Source organism: Sinorhizobium kostiense (genome assembly GCF_017874595.1).
GTDB classification, from domain to species: domain Bacteria; phylum Pseudomonadota; class Alphaproteobacteria; order Rhizobiales; family Rhizobiaceae; genus Sinorhizobium; species Sinorhizobium kostiense.
The window spans coordinates 287,483-302,206 of record NZ_JAGILA010000007.1 but is presented as its reverse complement, the minus strand read 5'-3'; the positions used below and the strand labels follow the sequence as shown (position 1 = coordinate 302,206).

General features: G+C 62.2%; 14 protein-coding genes. 7 read left to right on the top strand and 7 right to left on the bottom strand.

The genetic code is table 11. The features are described 5' to 3' along the window. Positions 1-71: 71 nt before the first annotated feature. The 3 genes from gor to rpiA form a co-directional block, all read right to left on the bottom strand. Positions 72-1,463, bottom strand: coding sequence for a glutathione-disulfide reductase (gene gor, locus J2Z31_RS23020; RefSeq protein WP_209604982.1), 1,392 nt, complete (start codon positions 1,461-1,463; stop codon positions 72-74). Between the two features lie 177 nt (positions 1,464-1,640). Next, positions 1,641-2,171 carry a DUF2059 domain-containing protein gene (locus J2Z31_RS23015; RefSeq protein ID WP_209604980.1) on the bottom strand — a complete coding sequence of 177 codons (531 nt, stop codon included), beginning with the start codon at positions 2,169-2,171 and terminating at the stop codon, positions 1,641-1,643. Positions 2,172-2,272: 101 nt separating this feature from the next. Next, the gene (gene rpiA / locus J2Z31_RS23010; RefSeq protein ID WP_209604978.1) at positions 2,273-2,968 is read right to left on the bottom strand and encodes a ribose-5-phosphate isomerase RpiA; all 696 of its coding nucleotides are present in this window, start codon (positions 2,966-2,968) and stop codon (positions 2,273-2,275) included. Between the two features lie 215 nt (positions 2,969-3,183). Here rpiA and J2Z31_RS23005 point away from each other — a divergent pair, with 215 nt between their 5' ends. Then, positions 3,184-3,867, top strand: coding sequence for an HAD family hydrolase (locus J2Z31_RS23005; protein ID WP_209604976.1), 684 nt, complete (start codon positions 3,184-3,186; stop codon positions 3,865-3,867). A 25-nt stretch (positions 3,868-3,892) separates the two neighbouring features. Here the strand turns inward: J2Z31_RS23005 and J2Z31_RS23000 are convergent, their stop codons facing one another. Continuing rightward, positions 3,893-5,776 (bottom strand): L,D-transpeptidase family protein, encoded by a 1,884-nt coding sequence (locus J2Z31_RS23000; protein WP_209604974.1) that lies wholly within the window; start codon positions 5,774-5,776, stop codon positions 3,893-3,895. 502 nt (positions 5,777-6,278) lie between these two features. Between J2Z31_RS23000 and fumC the strand changes: the two genes are divergently transcribed. From fumC to J2Z31_RS22980, 4 genes are all read left to right on the top strand, one after another. Beyond that, entirely contained in the window at positions 6,279-7,670 is a 1,392-nt protein-coding gene (gene fumC, locus J2Z31_RS22995) for a class II fumarate hydratase (protein WP_209604972.1), read from the top strand. Between the two features lie 202 nt (positions 7,671-7,872). Further along, the gene (locus J2Z31_RS22990) at positions 7,873-8,943 is read left to right on the top strand and encodes a GGDEF domain-containing protein (RefSeq protein WP_209604970.1); all 1,071 of its coding nucleotides are present in this window, start codon (positions 7,873-7,875) and stop codon (positions 8,941-8,943) included. A 211-nt stretch (positions 8,944-9,154) separates the two neighbouring features. Further along, positions 9,155-9,541 carry a DUF1622 domain-containing protein gene (locus J2Z31_RS22985; protein WP_328243627.1) on the top strand — a complete coding sequence of 129 codons (387 nt, stop codon included), beginning with the start codon at positions 9,155-9,157 and terminating at the stop codon, positions 9,539-9,541. A gap of 13 nt (positions 9,542-9,554) precedes the next feature. After that, on the top strand, positions 9,555-10,031 hold the full coding sequence (locus J2Z31_RS22980; RefSeq protein WP_209604968.1) for an MgtC/SapB family protein: 477 nt from the start codon (positions 9,555-9,557) through the stop codon (positions 10,029-10,031). Positions 10,032-10,083: 52 nt separating this feature from the next. On the opposite strand, the gene J2Z31_RS22975 is transcribed toward J2Z31_RS22980, so the two are convergent. Both J2Z31_RS22975 and J2Z31_RS22970 read right to left on the bottom strand, forming a co-directional pair. Next, positions 10,084-10,734: a glutathione S-transferase family protein gene (locus tag J2Z31_RS22975; RefSeq protein ID WP_209605184.1), complete on the bottom strand. Its 651-nt coding sequence runs from the start codon at positions 10,732-10,734 to the stop codon at positions 10,084-10,086. Between the two features lie 243 nt (positions 10,735-10,977). Then, positions 10,978-11,658: a cupin domain-containing protein gene (locus J2Z31_RS22970; protein ID WP_209604965.1), complete on the bottom strand. Its 681-nt coding sequence runs from the start codon at positions 11,656-11,658 to the stop codon at positions 10,978-10,980. Positions 11,659-11,990: 332 nt separating this feature from the next. On the opposite strand from J2Z31_RS22970, the gene gpt reads away from it, so the two are divergent. Further along, positions 11,991-12,488 carry a xanthine phosphoribosyltransferase gene (gene gpt / locus J2Z31_RS22965; RefSeq protein WP_209604962.1) on the top strand — a complete coding sequence of 166 codons (498 nt, stop codon included), beginning with the start codon at positions 11,991-11,993 and terminating at the stop codon, positions 12,486-12,488. A 2-nt stretch (positions 12,489-12,490) separates the two neighbouring features. Here the strand turns inward: gpt and J2Z31_RS22960 are convergent, their stop codons facing one another. Next, entirely contained in the window at positions 12,491-13,990 is a 1,500-nt protein-coding gene (locus J2Z31_RS22960; RefSeq protein ID WP_209604960.1) for an NAD(P)H-hydrate dehydratase, read from the bottom strand. A 341-nt stretch (positions 13,991-14,331) separates the two neighbouring features. Here J2Z31_RS22960 and J2Z31_RS22955 point away from each other — a divergent pair, with 341 nt between their 5' ends. Further along, positions 14,332-14,670 (top strand): P-II family nitrogen regulator, encoded by a 339-nt coding sequence (locus J2Z31_RS22955; protein WP_003528058.1) that lies wholly within the window; start codon positions 14,332-14,334, stop codon positions 14,668-14,670. Positions 14,671-14,724: the final 54 nt, after the last annotated feature.

Here is a 14,724-nt window from a genome sequence, read left to right as displayed (position 1 = left end):
ACGTTAACATGAGGCTTGGAAAGCCACTCCGCCCGAAAACATAGGCGTTTGAACTCACCGATGGCAGGGGATCATGGCAGCCTTTCGCCGTTCCTCAGGCGATAGCTCGGCTGATACATGGTGACGAGTTCCTCCGCCGCGGTCGGGTGGACCGCCATGGTGCGGTCGAAATCATCCTTGGTGCAACCCGCCTTCAGCGAGATTCCAAGCAGTTGCGCCATCTCGCCGGCGTCATGGCCGAGGATATGCGCACCCACAACCTTGCGGTCGGCAGCATTGACCAGGAGCTTCATGATCATCTTTTCCTTGCGCCCCGAGAGTGTCGCCCTCATCGGTCGGAACTCCGCCCGGTACACCTCGAGTTCCGCGAACCTCCGTGCCGCCTCGTCCTCCGCCATGCCCACCGTGCCGATTTCCGGCTGCGAAAAAACGGCGGTCGCGATCAGGTCGTGGTCGGGTGAAGTCGGGTTGTTCTTATACTCCGTTTCGATGAAACACATCGCCTCGTGAATCGCCACTGGCGTCAGTTGAACGCGGTCCGTGACATCGCCGAGCGCAAAAATGCCAGGTGCGGTGGTGCGGGAATAGGCGTCGACGACGATGGCGCCGCGCTCGTCGGTCTTGACCCCCGCCGTCTCGAGCCCGAGGCTCCTGGTGTTCGGGACGCGGCCGAGGGCGAGCATTACCTGGTCGGTGACGATCTCGCCATGCTTCATCGTCGCTGCAATCCGGCGGCCGTCGCGGCCGGCCGAGACCGACTGGATGATGTCCTCGCAGAGGATTCGTATACCCTTTTCCTCCATCGCCGCGTGCAGCCCGCGCCGCAAGTCCTGGTCGAAGCGCGAAAGGATTTCCTTACCGCGATAGATGAGGGTCGTCTCGACACCGAGCCCGTGGAAGATATTCGCAAACTCGACGGCAATATAGCCGCCGCCGGCAATCAGGATCGATTTCGGCAGTTGATCCAGATCGAAGGCTTCGTTCGAGGTGATGCAGAGCTCGTGGCCGGGCAATGCATCATGGGGGCTCGGATGCCCCCCCACGGCGATCACGATGCGCTCCGCCGACACGGTCTTGCCGGTGGCCGAAAGCCGCACCTCGTTGGGCCCGACGAGTTCGGCCCGCGTATCGAGAATTTCGGCGCCCGCATTGGCGAGACCTTTTCGATAAAGCCCTTCCAGGCGGGTGATCTCCTGCTCCTTGGCGGCAACGAGCTTTTGCCAGTCGAAGCGGCGCTCGCCGACGCTCCAGCCAAAGCCCAAGGCATCCTCGAAATGTTCCGCAAATTGCGAGGCATAGACATAGAGCTTCTTGGGCACGCAGCCGCGGATCACGCAGGTGCCGCCATAGCGGAACTCCTCGGCGATCGCCACCTTCTTGCCGAGCGCCGCCGCCAAACGCGCGCTCCTGACGCCACCCGAACCGCCACCGATCACGAAAAGGTCATAGTCGAAAGCGGTCATGGAAACTCCTTAAGGAATGCGGCTGCGGAACAGGTCTCCGGGGCGCAGCTTCGGCCCGGCATGGGCGGCGACCGGAGCCGCCTACGGGCAGATATAGTATTGCGACGCAAAAAAAGAAAAGCCCGGATCGCTCCGGGCCTTGTAAGTCGTTTAATTGCAACGATTGCCCCGCGGGCATCACTGCGCGGGTGCCTGGGCGGCCGGGGTGTTGCCAATCTTTTCGTCCAGCGACTTGGTCGCTTCGGTCGTCAGGTCGCGCGAAACTCCGGCGGCCCAGATGTCGGCAGCCTTCAGCAGTTCGCGCGAAGCGATCGGCCCATCATTCAAGAGCTTCTTGCCGGCGGCCGAACTGTAGAACGCGGTGATGGCGTTGAGTTCCTCGACCGAGAAGGTCTTGGCGTAGATGGCCGCCGCCTCGCGCTCGAGGTCCGAGCGGCGGGCGGCAAGCCCGAGCGCTTTTTCGTCGATGGTTGCGGTGATCAGTTCCTGATGGTTGGGCGAAGCCTGGATCAGCGTGTTCTTCAATCGTTCGGCCAGGTTCGGCAGAATATTGTCGAAGCTGTTGGTCACGCCAAGCGCGTCAATGGTTGCGCGGGCTGCCTTGATCTGCTCTTCCGACACGTCCTGGGCCTGTACGGCCGGCGCGGTCGCGCAGAAGAGGACGGCTGCGGTTGCGAATGCGCGGGCAAGACCTACGAATTTGCTCATTTTTATCGATGCTCCTGTGTTGGCGCATGCCGCCTGGCCGATTGCCGCCGCCCGGCGCGCATGCGCGGAAATTCTCTTGTACGCCGGCCGGCAAGTGCCGCTCAGGCTGCCATCAGGACGCGTGCCCCTTCCGGACCGGCGATGATCGCCAGGGATGCCATGCCGATGAACAGTCCGTGCTCGACGACTCCCGGTATGGCGTTCAAATCGGCCGCAAGCGCCTCTGCATCAGGAATACGGCCAAAAGATGCATCCAGGATCAGGTGCCCGCCATCGGTCATGAAGGGCCCGTCACCCGAGGTGCGCAGGGTGATATCGCCGGCCAACCCAAGTCGTGAGGCTGCCTTCTCGATGGCGATCAGCGTCGCAATCTGCCCGAACGGGTTGACCTCGATCGGCAGTTTGAAGGCGCCAAGAACGTCGACGACTTTCGATTCGTCGGCAATGACGACCATGCGAGCGGAAGCGGCCGCCACGATCTTCTCCCGCAGCAATGCGCCGCCGCCACCCTTTATGAGCCGCAATCTCCTGTCGACCTCGTCCGCACCGTCGACGGTCAGGTCCAGTTCAGGCAACTCATCCAGTGATTTCAGGGGCACGCCGAGTTCCAGGCAAAGTCGAGCCGTGCGCTCGGAGGTCGGCACGCCCTGGATGCGAAAGCCGGCTGCGACCTTCTCGGCCAACAACCGCACGAATTCCTCCGCGGTCGACCCGGTCCCGATCCCGAGCCGCATTCCATCTTCTACATAGTCAAGCGCCGCCTCGGCGGCCTTGATCTTCATCTGGCGGGCGTCCATGCGCCACTCGCTCCCTCTGATGCTGGCACGGAAAGCCGGCGACGAACCGGCTGCCATCGAAATTCCGCTGAGACACTTACACGCCCGCAACCGCAAACAAAAGCCAAAATGCGTGGCCTGCACCGGATTCCGGCAGCCCTGCAGACGAAGGTCTCCATTGCATTCCGGCAAGAGTTCGCCTACCCGAATGGACAGGATTTAGAACGAGGCACCCCTTGTCCCCACCCCTTGTCGTCTTCGACCTCGACGGTACACTCGTCGATACCGCGCCGGACCTCGTTGCCAGCCTCAACCATGCGGTGACGCAGGCGGGCATCGAACCGGTCACTTACGCCGACCTCACGCATCTCGTCGGGCACGGCGCCCGCGCCATGATCGAACGGACCTTCGCGCTCAGAGGCAAGACGCTCGGCGAAGCGGACTTGGCCTGGCAGATGAAGGAATTCGTCGAGTTCTATCACGGCTCAATGCCGGGCGAATCCCTGCCCTACCCCGGACTTGTCGAGGCGCTCGATCGCCTTCAGGACGCGGGGCTGAAACTCGCGGTCTGCACCAACAAGCCGGAAATGCTGGCAAAGCGCCTTCTCGATGGGCTCGGTCTTGCCGGCCGCTTTGCAGCGATCGCCGGCGGCGATACGTTCTCTGTCCGCAAGCCCCATGCCGAGCACCTGCTCTCGACCGTTGCCAATGCCGGAAGCAGCGTCGAGCGCGCCGTGATGGTCGGAGATAGCCTCAATGACATCCTGGTGGCGCGCAACGCAGCCGTCCCGTCGATCGCGGTACCGTTTGGTTACTCCGACGTGCCGATCGAAAGCCTCTCGCCAGACCGCATCATCACTCATTTCGACGAGCTGACGCCCGATCTCGTCAAGTCGCTTTTAAGCCGAGAGCCGAAATAAAAGAGGCCGCTTTCGCGGCCTCGGCTCATCCCTCCGCGTGCCGCGCCTTTCGCGTCGCCTCGAAAGCGCGGTTCATGTACATGTCGCGGTCATAGACGTCGCCGAAATATTCGACCTTGCCGTCCTTGTTCGGCCATGCCGTGAAATATGAGACATAAACCGGAATATTGTGCGGGACCGGCAGTGCCTTGTTGCGACCGCTTGCGATCTCGTTCGCGACCTCGTCGAGGCTGACCCCGAGAACGGCGGCCGCCATGCGACGCGGCTCCGCAAGACGAACGCAACCGTGGCTCAGGGCTCGCTGGTCGCGCTTGAAGAAACTCTTCGACGGCGTGTCGTGCATGTAGATCGCATGGGAGTTCGGGAACAGAATCTTGAGTTCACCAAGCGCATTGTCGCTGCTCGGCGGCTGACGAACCGAGACGGAAGCCGTCGAGCCGTACCAGTTCACTGCCGAAGACGGGACGACGCGGCCGCCGACCTCGACCTGATAACCCATGCGATCGAGATAGCTTGGATCGCTTCTGAGCTTCGGCAGCATCTCGTTGACTATGATCGACTGCGGCACGCCCCAATAGGGGTTGACCTCTACCGTCTGGATCTCGTCCTGGAAGAAATAGGTCTGGTTGGCCTTCGAACCCACCACCACGCGCATGGAGAACTGCTCCGTCCCCTGCTCGTTGTAATAGGCCATGAAGGCCGGCTGGTTGATGAAGACGTAGCGATCGCCGAGGCCATCCGGCAGCCAGCGCGCCTGCTCCATCGCGATCTCGAGCTTGTCGATCTTGCCCGCGGTCGTATCGCCGCCGACCAGGGCGCGGATCGACGCCTGGCCGATAATGCCATCCGGCTTCAAGCCCTGCTCCTGCTGGAACGCTTCGACGAGGGAGACCAGCTCGGGCGTGTATTCCGGCGCACCCTGATAGCCAGCGAGCACCAGAGCGTGCTCGCTCTTCAGCGCCTCCGAGGCCTTCAACCTAATGCCGGCGACGATATTGGCGAGTTCCGGATTGCTGTCGCCGGGCTTGAGCAGCGTCCCCGGCGCGATCTCGACGCGCGGGGCGGCATCCGTTTCGGCGCGAAGCCTCTCGAGTTCCTGTTTCAGCGCAAGGAATTGCGTACTCTTCGGATTCTGGTCCTCAATCAGCGCCGCAACGTCGCTCGCGATCGCCAGCTTTCCGAGAAAGCCGGAAAGATCGACACTCTTGCGCTTGAAGTCGTGATATCCCGAAATCCTGTTCGGATCGATGCGGCCGCGAACCGTGTCCTGAACATAGGTGAGCACCGCGGCGGACATGGCGATCTCAAACCGCACCAGATCCTTCTCGCGCGCGATCATGTCGGCGTGATCGAACGTGTCGGCAGGAACCACGACCGCATAATCGGCGGGATCGAGGCCGACCTTGCTAGCGTCCCTGAGGACAGCGATCGCCGCGCGTGCGCGCGAAGTGACGCCGCTGCCCGCAATCCAGAGAAAATCCGTCCGGCCGCCGTAAAAGCTCTCCAACGCCTTCGCCACGTCCGCCGGCGCCCTGACATCGACCTCCGGCAGAAGGTGGCGCGCATTCGAAAGCGGCACACGCAGCATCGGCGGCAGACCATAGGCCCCGACGGATCCGGTGACGACCGGATCGACCAGCCGATCTGTCGCAACCCTGCGCAACGGCTCGGGCCTGTAGGTATAATAACGCGGGCCGGAAACCCGAGGCGGCGGCGCGACCGCCCTGTTCTGCTGCAACGTATCGAAGCCCGGCACCGGCCGGCTGGGATAACCCTGCTGGGGCGCGACGCGTCTCTTGCCGCGGATCAGGTCCATCAGGGTGATTGCCGACGCGGGCCGTACATCAATGGTGGCGATCGCACAGCTGCTTATGAGCGCAACAATCGCCGTCGATCTGATAATGTTCATAAGAATAAATGTCCCCGTATCGCGTTGCCGCCGAATTCGGCCGCTGCCAGATTCTCGCCACGCCCTCGTGCCGGATGACTTATAGAAAAGGATGGTGAATGAAAAGGAAACGCCCCTCGCCCGATCGGCCCAAAGTCTACCAGAACCTCTTCCAATGCAACTCATCCACGACACGCGCAATCGTCACAAAAGCCTTATTTTCTGGAAGTTATACAACAAAACACTACCCTTGATTGTTCCTGTAGGCACAGAGGTGTTCCGGCAAGCAAGACGCCGAATGTGACCGAAAGGCCACAAGAGGGCCTTGCGCCGGAGCGGGGCTATAGGAGGCTCGGAGAGCTGATGCCGCACCGCAGCAATTCAAACGATTGTAGCCCGTTCCCAGCCCTTGCGACCCCTTTACAAGGCGCCACTGCCGGGGCAGAGAGATGCGCGGTACCGGGGTGGGCGACCGACTCCTCGCCTCGGCTTCATGAACCGCATGACGAAGGCAGGTATCACGATGACATCCACGCGCACGGAATCAGATACGTTCGGTCCCATCGAAGTGGCGAGCGACCGCTACTGGGGTGCCCAGGCCCAGCGCTCCCTCGGCAACTTCAAGATCGGCTGGGAAAAGCAGCCGCTGGCGATCGTCCGCGCGCTTGGCATCGTCAAGCAGGCCGCCGCCCGCGCCAACATGGCGCTCGGCCGGCTCGACCCCGCGCTCGGCGAAGCCATCGTCAAGGCGGCGCAGGAGGTGATCGACGGCAAGCTCGACGACCACTTCCCGCTCGTCGTTTGGCAGACCGGTTCCGGCACCCAGTCCAACATGAACGCCAACGAAGTCATCTCGAACCGGGCAATCGAGCTGCTCGGTGGGGTCGTCGGCTCGAAGAAGCCGGTGCACCCGAACGACCATGTCAATATGAGCCAGTCGTCGAACGACACCTATCCGACGGCGATGCACATAGCCTGCGCCGAGCGGGTGATCCACGACCTTCTTCCGGCGCTGAAGCATCTGCACAAGGCCCTTCAGGAGAAGGTCAAGGCCTTCGACCACATCATCAAGATCGGCCGCACCCACACACAGGACGCAACGCCGCTCACCCTCGGCCAGGAATTCTCCGGTTACGCGGCGCAGGTAGCCTCTTCGATCAAGCGGATCGAGATGACGCTGCCCGGCCTTTGCGAACTTGCCCAGGGCGGTACCGCCGTCGGCACCGGCCTCAACGCGCCGATCGGCTTTGCCGAGAAGGTGGCGGAGGAGATCGCCGCGATCACCGGCATCGCCTTCACTTCCGCGCCGAACAAGTTCGAGGCGCTCGCGGCGCATGATTCGATGGTCTTCAGCCACGGCGCAATCAACGCGACCGCCGCCGCACTCTTCAAGATCGCCAACGACATCCGCTTCCTTGGCTCCGGACCCCGCTCCGGCCTCGGCGAACTGGCGCTCCCTGAGAACGAGCCCGGCTCGTCGATCATGCCCGGCAAGGTCAACCCGACGCAGTGCGAGGCGCTGACGCAGGTCTGCGTCCAGGTCTTCGGCAATCATGCTTCGCTTACCTTTGCGGGCAGCCAAGGCCATTTCGAGCTCAACGTCTATAATCCGCTGATGGCCTACAATTTCCTCCAGTCGGTACAGCTGCTTTCTGACGCGGCCATCTCCTTCACCGACAATTGCGTCGTCGGCATCGAAGCGCGCGAGGACAACATCAAGGCGGCACTCGACCGCTCGCTGATGCTCGTGACCGCGCTCGCACCAAAGATCGGCTACGACAACGCCGCCAAGATCGCCAAGACGGCGCACAAGAACGGCACGACGCTACGCGAAGAGGCCGTTGGCGGCGGTTACGTGACGAACGAAGAGTTCGATGCGATCGTCCGCCCCGAAACGATGATCAGTCCGGCGTGATCGAAATTGAATGGCCGCGGCAGCTTTGTGGCGCCGCGGTCACCTCTCATTTTTCTGCCCGCGCTTTGCTCTACCGGAGTCATGAGTGAGCGAATTTACTCAATTTCTATTTGTGCAAACAGGTATTTGTTAAGACTCCGCAAATCTTTTGACCCTAAGAAATAGCAAGCATTAGAACCCATTAATTTAAGGGGGCTTGCAGATGCAGACGGCAACCTCGAACAGGACGCCGACGCCCGATATTGCTGCGCAAATCACCCACGCGATGCGAATGATGGGCGTCGCGCCAATACCGCGCAATTACGAGCTTTATTACGAGGCCTATCTCGGCTCGAACCCGCAGCTTTCAAAGGAACTGGCGGCGCTCGGAAGCCGCGCAACACAGGGCGAGCTCGACGAGATCGGCGCCCGCCATTTCAGTCATATCCACCATTCACGCGGTATCGAGCGCGCCCACAGCACGCTCGCCGCCAAGCTCTCCGAGCTTCTCAACCTTCTGAAGGACGAACAATTCGCTCTCGAACGCTACAACAATGTGCTCGACGACGCCTATCTCAACATCGCGAACAAGAGCGCGGCTAGTGCCGATATCTTGCGGCATGCGATCGGCATACTGAGCGAAGCGACCGCGGACACCATGAACCAGGGCAAGGAACGGGTTCAGACCGTTGTCCAGAAATCGGTCGAGATGGAGGCCATCCGCCAGGAGCTCGACGAGTACAAGCGCATCGCCAACACCGATTCGCTGACGCGGCTTGCCAATCGCCGCGCCTTCGACGAGAGTCTAGCCGCGCTCTACAACACCGAGCATCCGCGCAACTTCACCGGCTTGCTGCTGGCCGACATCGATCATTTCAAGAAAATCAACGACAGTTTCGGCCATCCCGTCGGCGACAAGATTCTTGCCACCGTCGGTAACGTCATCCGTGCAAATCTCCGCCGGGATGCCTTCATAGCACGCACCGGCGGCGAGGAATTTGCCATCATCCTTCGCGACAGCACGCAGGAAGAATGCCTTCAAGCGGCGGATCGGATCCGCACCGTTCTGGCAAGCGCGCCCTTCAAGAACACCAAGACCGGGGTCAATTACGGCGCGGTCACCCTGTCCGTTGGCGTCTGCATGGCAACGGCCGCAGACGACCCGGTCGATCTCTACAACAAGGCTGACATTGCTCTCTACTCGGCCAAGAATTCCGGCCGCAACAGGACCGTCGTATTCGAGGAAGGCATGCGCAAGGATGCCGGCCGCAATTGGCTGATCTATCGGCGATAGTGGTGGCGATCTGACGCTTGGTAACCGAGACGGATGCTGGTTTCACACGAGCCGCTCAACTACATCTCGCATCTCCCGTAGTAGCAGAACTTCGACGATGTGCGGACTGCATGTCTCCTTAAATCGTTCTCGACCCCGGAACCCCGGCCTTCGTGTACCATTTTGACAGGGAAGCGGCATATCCGGATTGATGCGGCCGGGCGCCGCTTGCGTGAAGAAACATCTTGCCCGGGAGCTGATGACAATGGAGCGGCTGGATCCCGTACTGCAGGAAATTGCCACTGCCCTGGAGGTGGCAGGGGTCGCGGTCATCGTCGTTGGTGCGCTGTTTGCGCTCGTCAGTTCGCTCGACACGCTGCGCAACACCGGCGAAACGGAGGCCTATTACCACTTCCGCCGGCGGCTGGGACGGGCGATACTGCTTGGCCTCGAGCTTCTCGTGGCCGCCGACATCGTCGGTACCGTCGCCGTGGAGCCGACGCTTGAGAATGTCCTGGTCCTCGCATTGATCGTCCTGATCCGGACCTTTCTCAGCGTCTCCCTCACCGTTGAGATTGAGGGTCGCTGGCCATGGCAGGGCGGCGGGAAGCAAGGATGAAAGGGGTGCGCGCATGACCGAACTTCCGGCGGAAGCGCTCGAGATCCTGCTCAGGCTATGTGCCGCCGGCGTGCTCGGCGCGGCTATTGGCTTCGAGCGCCGTGTGCATCACAAGGCGATCGGAATCGCTGGGATGGTGCTGATCGCGATCGGGTCAACGACCTATATGCTGCTCGGCCGCCATATCGCTGAGACTGATCCGAGTTCGCTCAGTCGCACGCTTCAGGGGTTCCTTTCCGGCATCGGCTTCCTCGGCGGCGCCGTTATCTTCAGGAGTGGCTTCGACGTCAGGGGGATCAAGGCAGCGGCAGCGGTCTGGATCACCGGCGCGCTTGGCCTTGCGATCGGCACCTCCTATTGGGGATTGGGGCTCGTCGTCGGCATCGTCACAGCGGCCGTACTCTTCATTGCCGACAGTTTTCCAGACGAGGTCCGCGAGGAGAAGCAGGAACCGACGGAACTGAAGGGCGGCTCCAACTGGAAAGGCTGAATGCCCCGACGTAGACAATGGATGGCTCGAACGAGCCAGGTGCCGACCTTTCTCAGCCGGTCGAAGCGGCGATGAAAACCGCCAACTGAGCGTCGAAAGCACGCTTGTATGCAGGCCGTGCTTCGCCGCGGGCAACATAAGCGGAGAGGTTTGGATACTCGTCCAGCAAACCCGATCCTTTCAACCGGAGCAGCACCGACACCATCAGCAGGTCACCGGCGCTGAACGCGCCATCGAGCCAGTCGGCGTCGCCGAGGCGACCGGAAAGTTGTTCCAGCCGTTGCCGGATGCTGTCCTCGAGGGCACGCAAGCGCTGCTCGTACCAAGGCTCGTCGCGCTCGAAGATGCTTGCGAGGGCGCGGTCGAAGATCGGCGGCTCCACCGTGTTGAGCGCGGCAAACATCCAGGCAATCGAGCGCGCCCGGGCATTGGCGTCGTCTGGCAGCAGGCCCGCGTGTCGCTCCGCGATATGGAAAACGATCGCCCCCGACTCGAACAGGGCGAGGTCGCCCTCTTCGTAGGTCGGAATCTGCCCGAAAGGATGAAGCGCGAGATGCGCGGGTTCCTTCATGGCTTTGAACGTGAGGAGGCGGACGTGGTAAGGCTGACCCACTTCTTCTAGCGCCCAGCGGACGCGCATGTCACGCGCCAGACCCTTGCCGCGATCGGGCGACCGTTCAAAGGCGGTAATGGTGGGGGTCATTGGACGGCTCCCGGTGATCGGACGATGCTGTTCAGCGTGACCTGGTCGGTTGCATTGATCTTTGCCATCATCTCTTTCAATTTTCCGCGTTTTGCATCTAGAGGACGAATGAGCGGAGGATCTGCCGACAAGCAGGTACACCGAATCCCAAGAACGCGTTCACTGCCCCAGCCTTCGTCGTGCTGCGGGGACCGCAGCCCGGTCGAGATAGCCACTAGAGCGGGGCCATGGCATGGCGCTCCTTCAGGCCGGCATTGGCAATACATCGGGGTGCTGGAGCGGCGCGTCCTTGATCCAGATCTGCGCTCCGTCGGAACCCACGGCCGCCTCGAGCCGTTCGCCTGCGGGCAACCGACCCCAACTCTGCGGTCCCAGTCGCTCGCCCTGCATCGTAAGGCCGCCGGTAAGCACGAGGAATTCGAGGCCGCGGTGATTACCAACCGTGACCGCCGAACCCGGTCGCCAGTCTTCGATCGAAACGCGTTCCTTCCCATCGTCGAAAAGGACGCGGGCTGCCTCGGCCCCCGCGCGCAGTGGCGCTGCCTCGCCCTCACCAGGCAGGCGGACGATTTGCGTGTCGTCACCTTCGCGATACTGCCAGAGTCGCACGAAGATCGTGCAGCCTTCTTTCGACGCCGGCACATGCGATGTGCCGGGCGGGTTGCGGAAATAGCTACCGGCCGGATAGTCGCCGTGCTCGTCCTGGAACGTGCCGTCAAGCACGAGAATTTCCTCACCGCCCGCATGGACATGCCGTGGGAACGCGCTTCCGGGCGCATAGCGCACGATTGACGTCGCACGCGCGACCTCATCGCCGACGCGGTAGAGCATCCGGCGATCCACTCCCGCTGCGGGGCTCGGCATCCAGTCGAGCTTAGCCGAATGGACGATCACCGGTTTCGTCAGGTCTTCATTGATGCGCATCTGCCTGGTCTCCTGTCTTGAGACGATCCGAACTAGGCGTCACCGACTCCATCTTTTGAACAGCTTGCCGGGCGGCAACGGCCGGCCACCACCCGAAATCTCATCTGCTGACATATTGAAGCGCCATTTTAGCGTGGGCCGCCGCCAGGCTCCACATCTGGACGGTGCGCGTACGGAACCGCGCTGTCCGCAAAGGGCGCGCATACAGGCCTTGCGCGGCAGCCGTCGTTGCCAGTATTGCATGCTGCAAATCACGAGGTGTCGATGCTGATCGTTTGCTCCGCTGCGGCGCCTTTTCGTTCCAGTTCGACAAGATCGCGGAGTCCGCCCCCATGTCCCTTCCCGAAAAGGCCTTTCCCGTATCCTGGGATCAGTTTCATCGCGATGCGCGTGCGCTCGCCTGGCGGCTCGCCGATAACGGACAGGAGTGGCGCGCAATGGTCTGCATCACCCGCGGCGGGCTTGTTCCGGCGGCGATCATCAGCCGCGAACTCAACATCCGCATGATCGAGACCGTCTGTATCGCCTCCTATCACGACTATGACACCCAAGGGCAGATGAGGATGCTGAAGGGGATCTCGGCGGAGGTCGCCCGTGACGGCGGCGAAGGCGTTCTGGTCATCGACGACCTGACCGACACCGGCAAGACCGCGGCGGAAGTGCGCGCCATGCTGCCGAAAGCGCATTTCGCTGCCGTCTACGCCAAGCCCAAGGGGCGTCCGCTGGTTGACACCTTCGTGACCGAGGTGAGCCAGGACACCTGGATCTACTTCCCCTGGGACATGGGTTTCACCTACCAGGAACCGATCGCCAAGGACACGCGCGGCTGACCTCAGGAAGCACTCTCTTCCGGCAGCGGTGCTATGTTCTCCACGAGCATTTCGGCCGTGGCGCTGCGCCCGGTCCGCCTGCCCGCCTCACCATGGCGCCAGGCCGCGGCGGCGGCAGCCTCGAAGGCCGGCATTCCCTGGGCGAGATGAGCGCCGATGATGCCGGCGAGCACATCGCCCGATCCGGCGGTGGCGAGCCAGGGCGGCGCATTCACATTGACGACCGCGCGGCCGGAAGGCGCCGCAATGACGGTATCCGGTCCCTTGGACAGGATCACCGCATGGCTGAGCTTCGCCGCAGCCTGCGCTTTTTCGATCTTGGAGAGCTTGCCATCTGCTGCAATCTCGGGGAAGAGGCGCTGAAACTCGCCTTCATGCGGCGTCATGACCACTTGCCCGCCGCTTGCTGCAATTCGGTCGAAAAGTTCCGACCTCCGCTCCTTGAAGGAGGTCAGGCCGTCGGCATCCAGAACCAGTGCCCGCTCGCAAAGCATAAGGGCAAAGTCCCTCGCCTTCTCGCCAATGCCGAAGCCGGGGCCGAGCACGAAAGCATTGAGGCGGCTGTCCTTCAGCCACTCGGCAAGATCGGCGGCGTTGCCTATCTCCTTCAGCATGACCGCCGTCAGGTGCGCGGCGTTGACCGGGATCGCCTCCGTCGGCGAGGCAAGCGTGACCAGCCCCGCCCCGGCCCTGAGGCCCGCCGCGGCAGACAGGCGCGCCGCGCCCGTCGAGGTCGGTCCTCCTGAAAAGACGGCCAGATGGCCGCGCTTGAACTTGTGCGTTGCCGGATCGAGACCGGCAGCGCATTGCCGCCATACTGCCGGCACATTGATGCCGAGGCCGCCAGCGCGTGCCGCCACCAACCGCGCCGGAATACCGATGTCGAACACTTCGAGCGTGCCACAGCGGCCGCGGCCGGGCATCAGCACGTGGCCGGGCTTCGCGGCCATGAAGGTCACGGTATGCACCGCGGTGAAGCTCGCGCCGCGTATCTCGCCGGTGCGCCCGTCGATGCCGGAGGGCAGGTCGACGGCGACAACCGGCAAGCCTGCTTGATCGACCCTTCCAACGATCTCCTGTGCCTGGTCGGGCAGTTCGCGGGCAAGCCCGGCCCCGAACAGCGCATCGATGATGACATCTTGAGATTGCGGCTCGTAGAGTTCGATCGAAATGGCCTCGCGCCCGTAGGCGGCATGGGCGCGCGCCGCATCTCCCTTCAGCTTGCCCGTGTCGCCGAGTGCGTAAAGGGCGACGTTCGCGCCGCTCGCCGTCAGCGCCGCTGCCGCGACATAGCCGTCACCGCCATTGTTGCCGGGCCCACAAAACACGACGAAGCGCGCGGCCGATGGAAAGAGCCGCAAGGCGGCGGCGGATACGGCCATGCCCGCCGAGCGCATGAGCGAGAAGCTGTCGATCCCGGAGCCGGCCGCATCCTTGTCGACCGCCTGCATCTCGGGCGGCGTGACCAACAGGTTCCGCATGTCGTGAAGTGCGTTGGGCATGGCACGATCTAAGCGCGGCGAAGCCCGCAAGACAAGGGCATAGATCGTCGATAGGAATGCACATTGTTTGTGCATTTGCATATTATTGTTGCTCAAATAACGAGCTTTGCGCCTGAATTAACGCCGATTGTCACTGGCAGACCCGCAGCAGACGATCGCGCTTCATAAAAAATAGGCAGATTGCGACAAGAAAGGACGCTGTCACGGCGCGACGGCTCCTTGACCCCAAAAATTTCGCCGAACACGCATCATTTCTCTATAAAAGTGGCACGCTACATGCATATTGGAGGGCGAGCGGGCATGACCCGGTTCTTAAGGGAGAAGCGGAGAGACATTTTCTCATGAAAAAGATCGAAGCGATCATAAAACCCTTCAAGCTCGACGAAGTGAAGGAAGCTCTTCAGGAAGTCGGCCTGCAGGGGATCACCGTCACGGAAGCCAAGGGCTTCGGGCGGCAGAAGGGGCATACGGAACTCTACCGGGGTGCCGAATACGTTGTCGACTTCCTGCCGAAGGTGAAGGTCGAGGTTGTGCTTGCGGACGAGAACGCGGAGGCCGTCATCGAGGCGATCCGCAATGCGGCACAGACCGGCCGCATCGGTGACGGGAAAATTTTCGTCTCCAACGTGGAAGAAGTCATCCGCATCCGCACGGGCGAAACCGGCCTCGACGCCATCTGATCACGTTTCCTGCCTGGTCACCCTCACCTCATTTTGGGGCCGTCCGGCCCCGAT

Coding starts and splice junctions, on each gene's coding strand:
- J2Z31_RS22955 (WP_003528058.1), top strand. CDS start 14,332: ATGAAAAAGATCGAAGCGATCATAAAACCCTTCAAGCTCGACGAAGTG.
- J2Z31_RS22960 (WP_209604960.1), bottom strand. CDS start 13,990: ATGCCCAACGCACTTCACGACATGCGGAACCTGTTGGTCACGCCGCCC.
- rpiA (WP_209604978.1), bottom strand. CDS start 2,968: ATGGACGCCCGCCAGATGAAGATCAAGGCCGCCGAGGCGGCGCTTGAC.
- J2Z31_RS23000 (WP_209604974.1), bottom strand. CDS start 5,776: ATGAACATTATCAGATCGACGGCGATTGTTGCGCTCATAAGCAGCTGT.
- J2Z31_RS22975 (WP_209605184.1), bottom strand. CDS start 10,734: ATGACCCCCACCATTACCGCCTTTGAACGGTCGCCCGATCGCGGCAAG.
- gpt (WP_209604962.1), top strand. CDS start 11,991: ATGTCCCTTCCCGAAAAGGCCTTTCCCGTATCCTGGGATCAGTTTCAT.
- J2Z31_RS23015 (WP_209604980.1), bottom strand. CDS start 2,171: ATGAGCAAATTCGTAGGTCTTGCCCGCGCATTCGCAACCGCAGCCGTC.
- J2Z31_RS22970 (WP_209604965.1), bottom strand. CDS start 11,658: ATGCGCATCAATGAAGACCTGACGAAACCGGTGATCGTCCATTCGGCT.
- J2Z31_RS22980 (WP_209604968.1), top strand. CDS start 9,555: ATGACCGAACTTCCGGCGGAAGCGCTCGAGATCCTGCTCAGGCTATGT.
- fumC (WP_209604972.1), top strand. CDS start 6,279: ATGACATCCACGCGCACGGAATCAGATACGTTCGGTCCCATCGAAGTG.
- gor (WP_209604982.1), bottom strand. CDS start 1,463: ATGACCGCTTTCGACTATGACCTTTTCGTGATCGGTGGCGGTTCGGGT.
- J2Z31_RS22990 (WP_209604970.1), top strand. CDS start 7,873: ATGCAGACGGCAACCTCGAACAGGACGCCGACGCCCGATATTGCTGCG.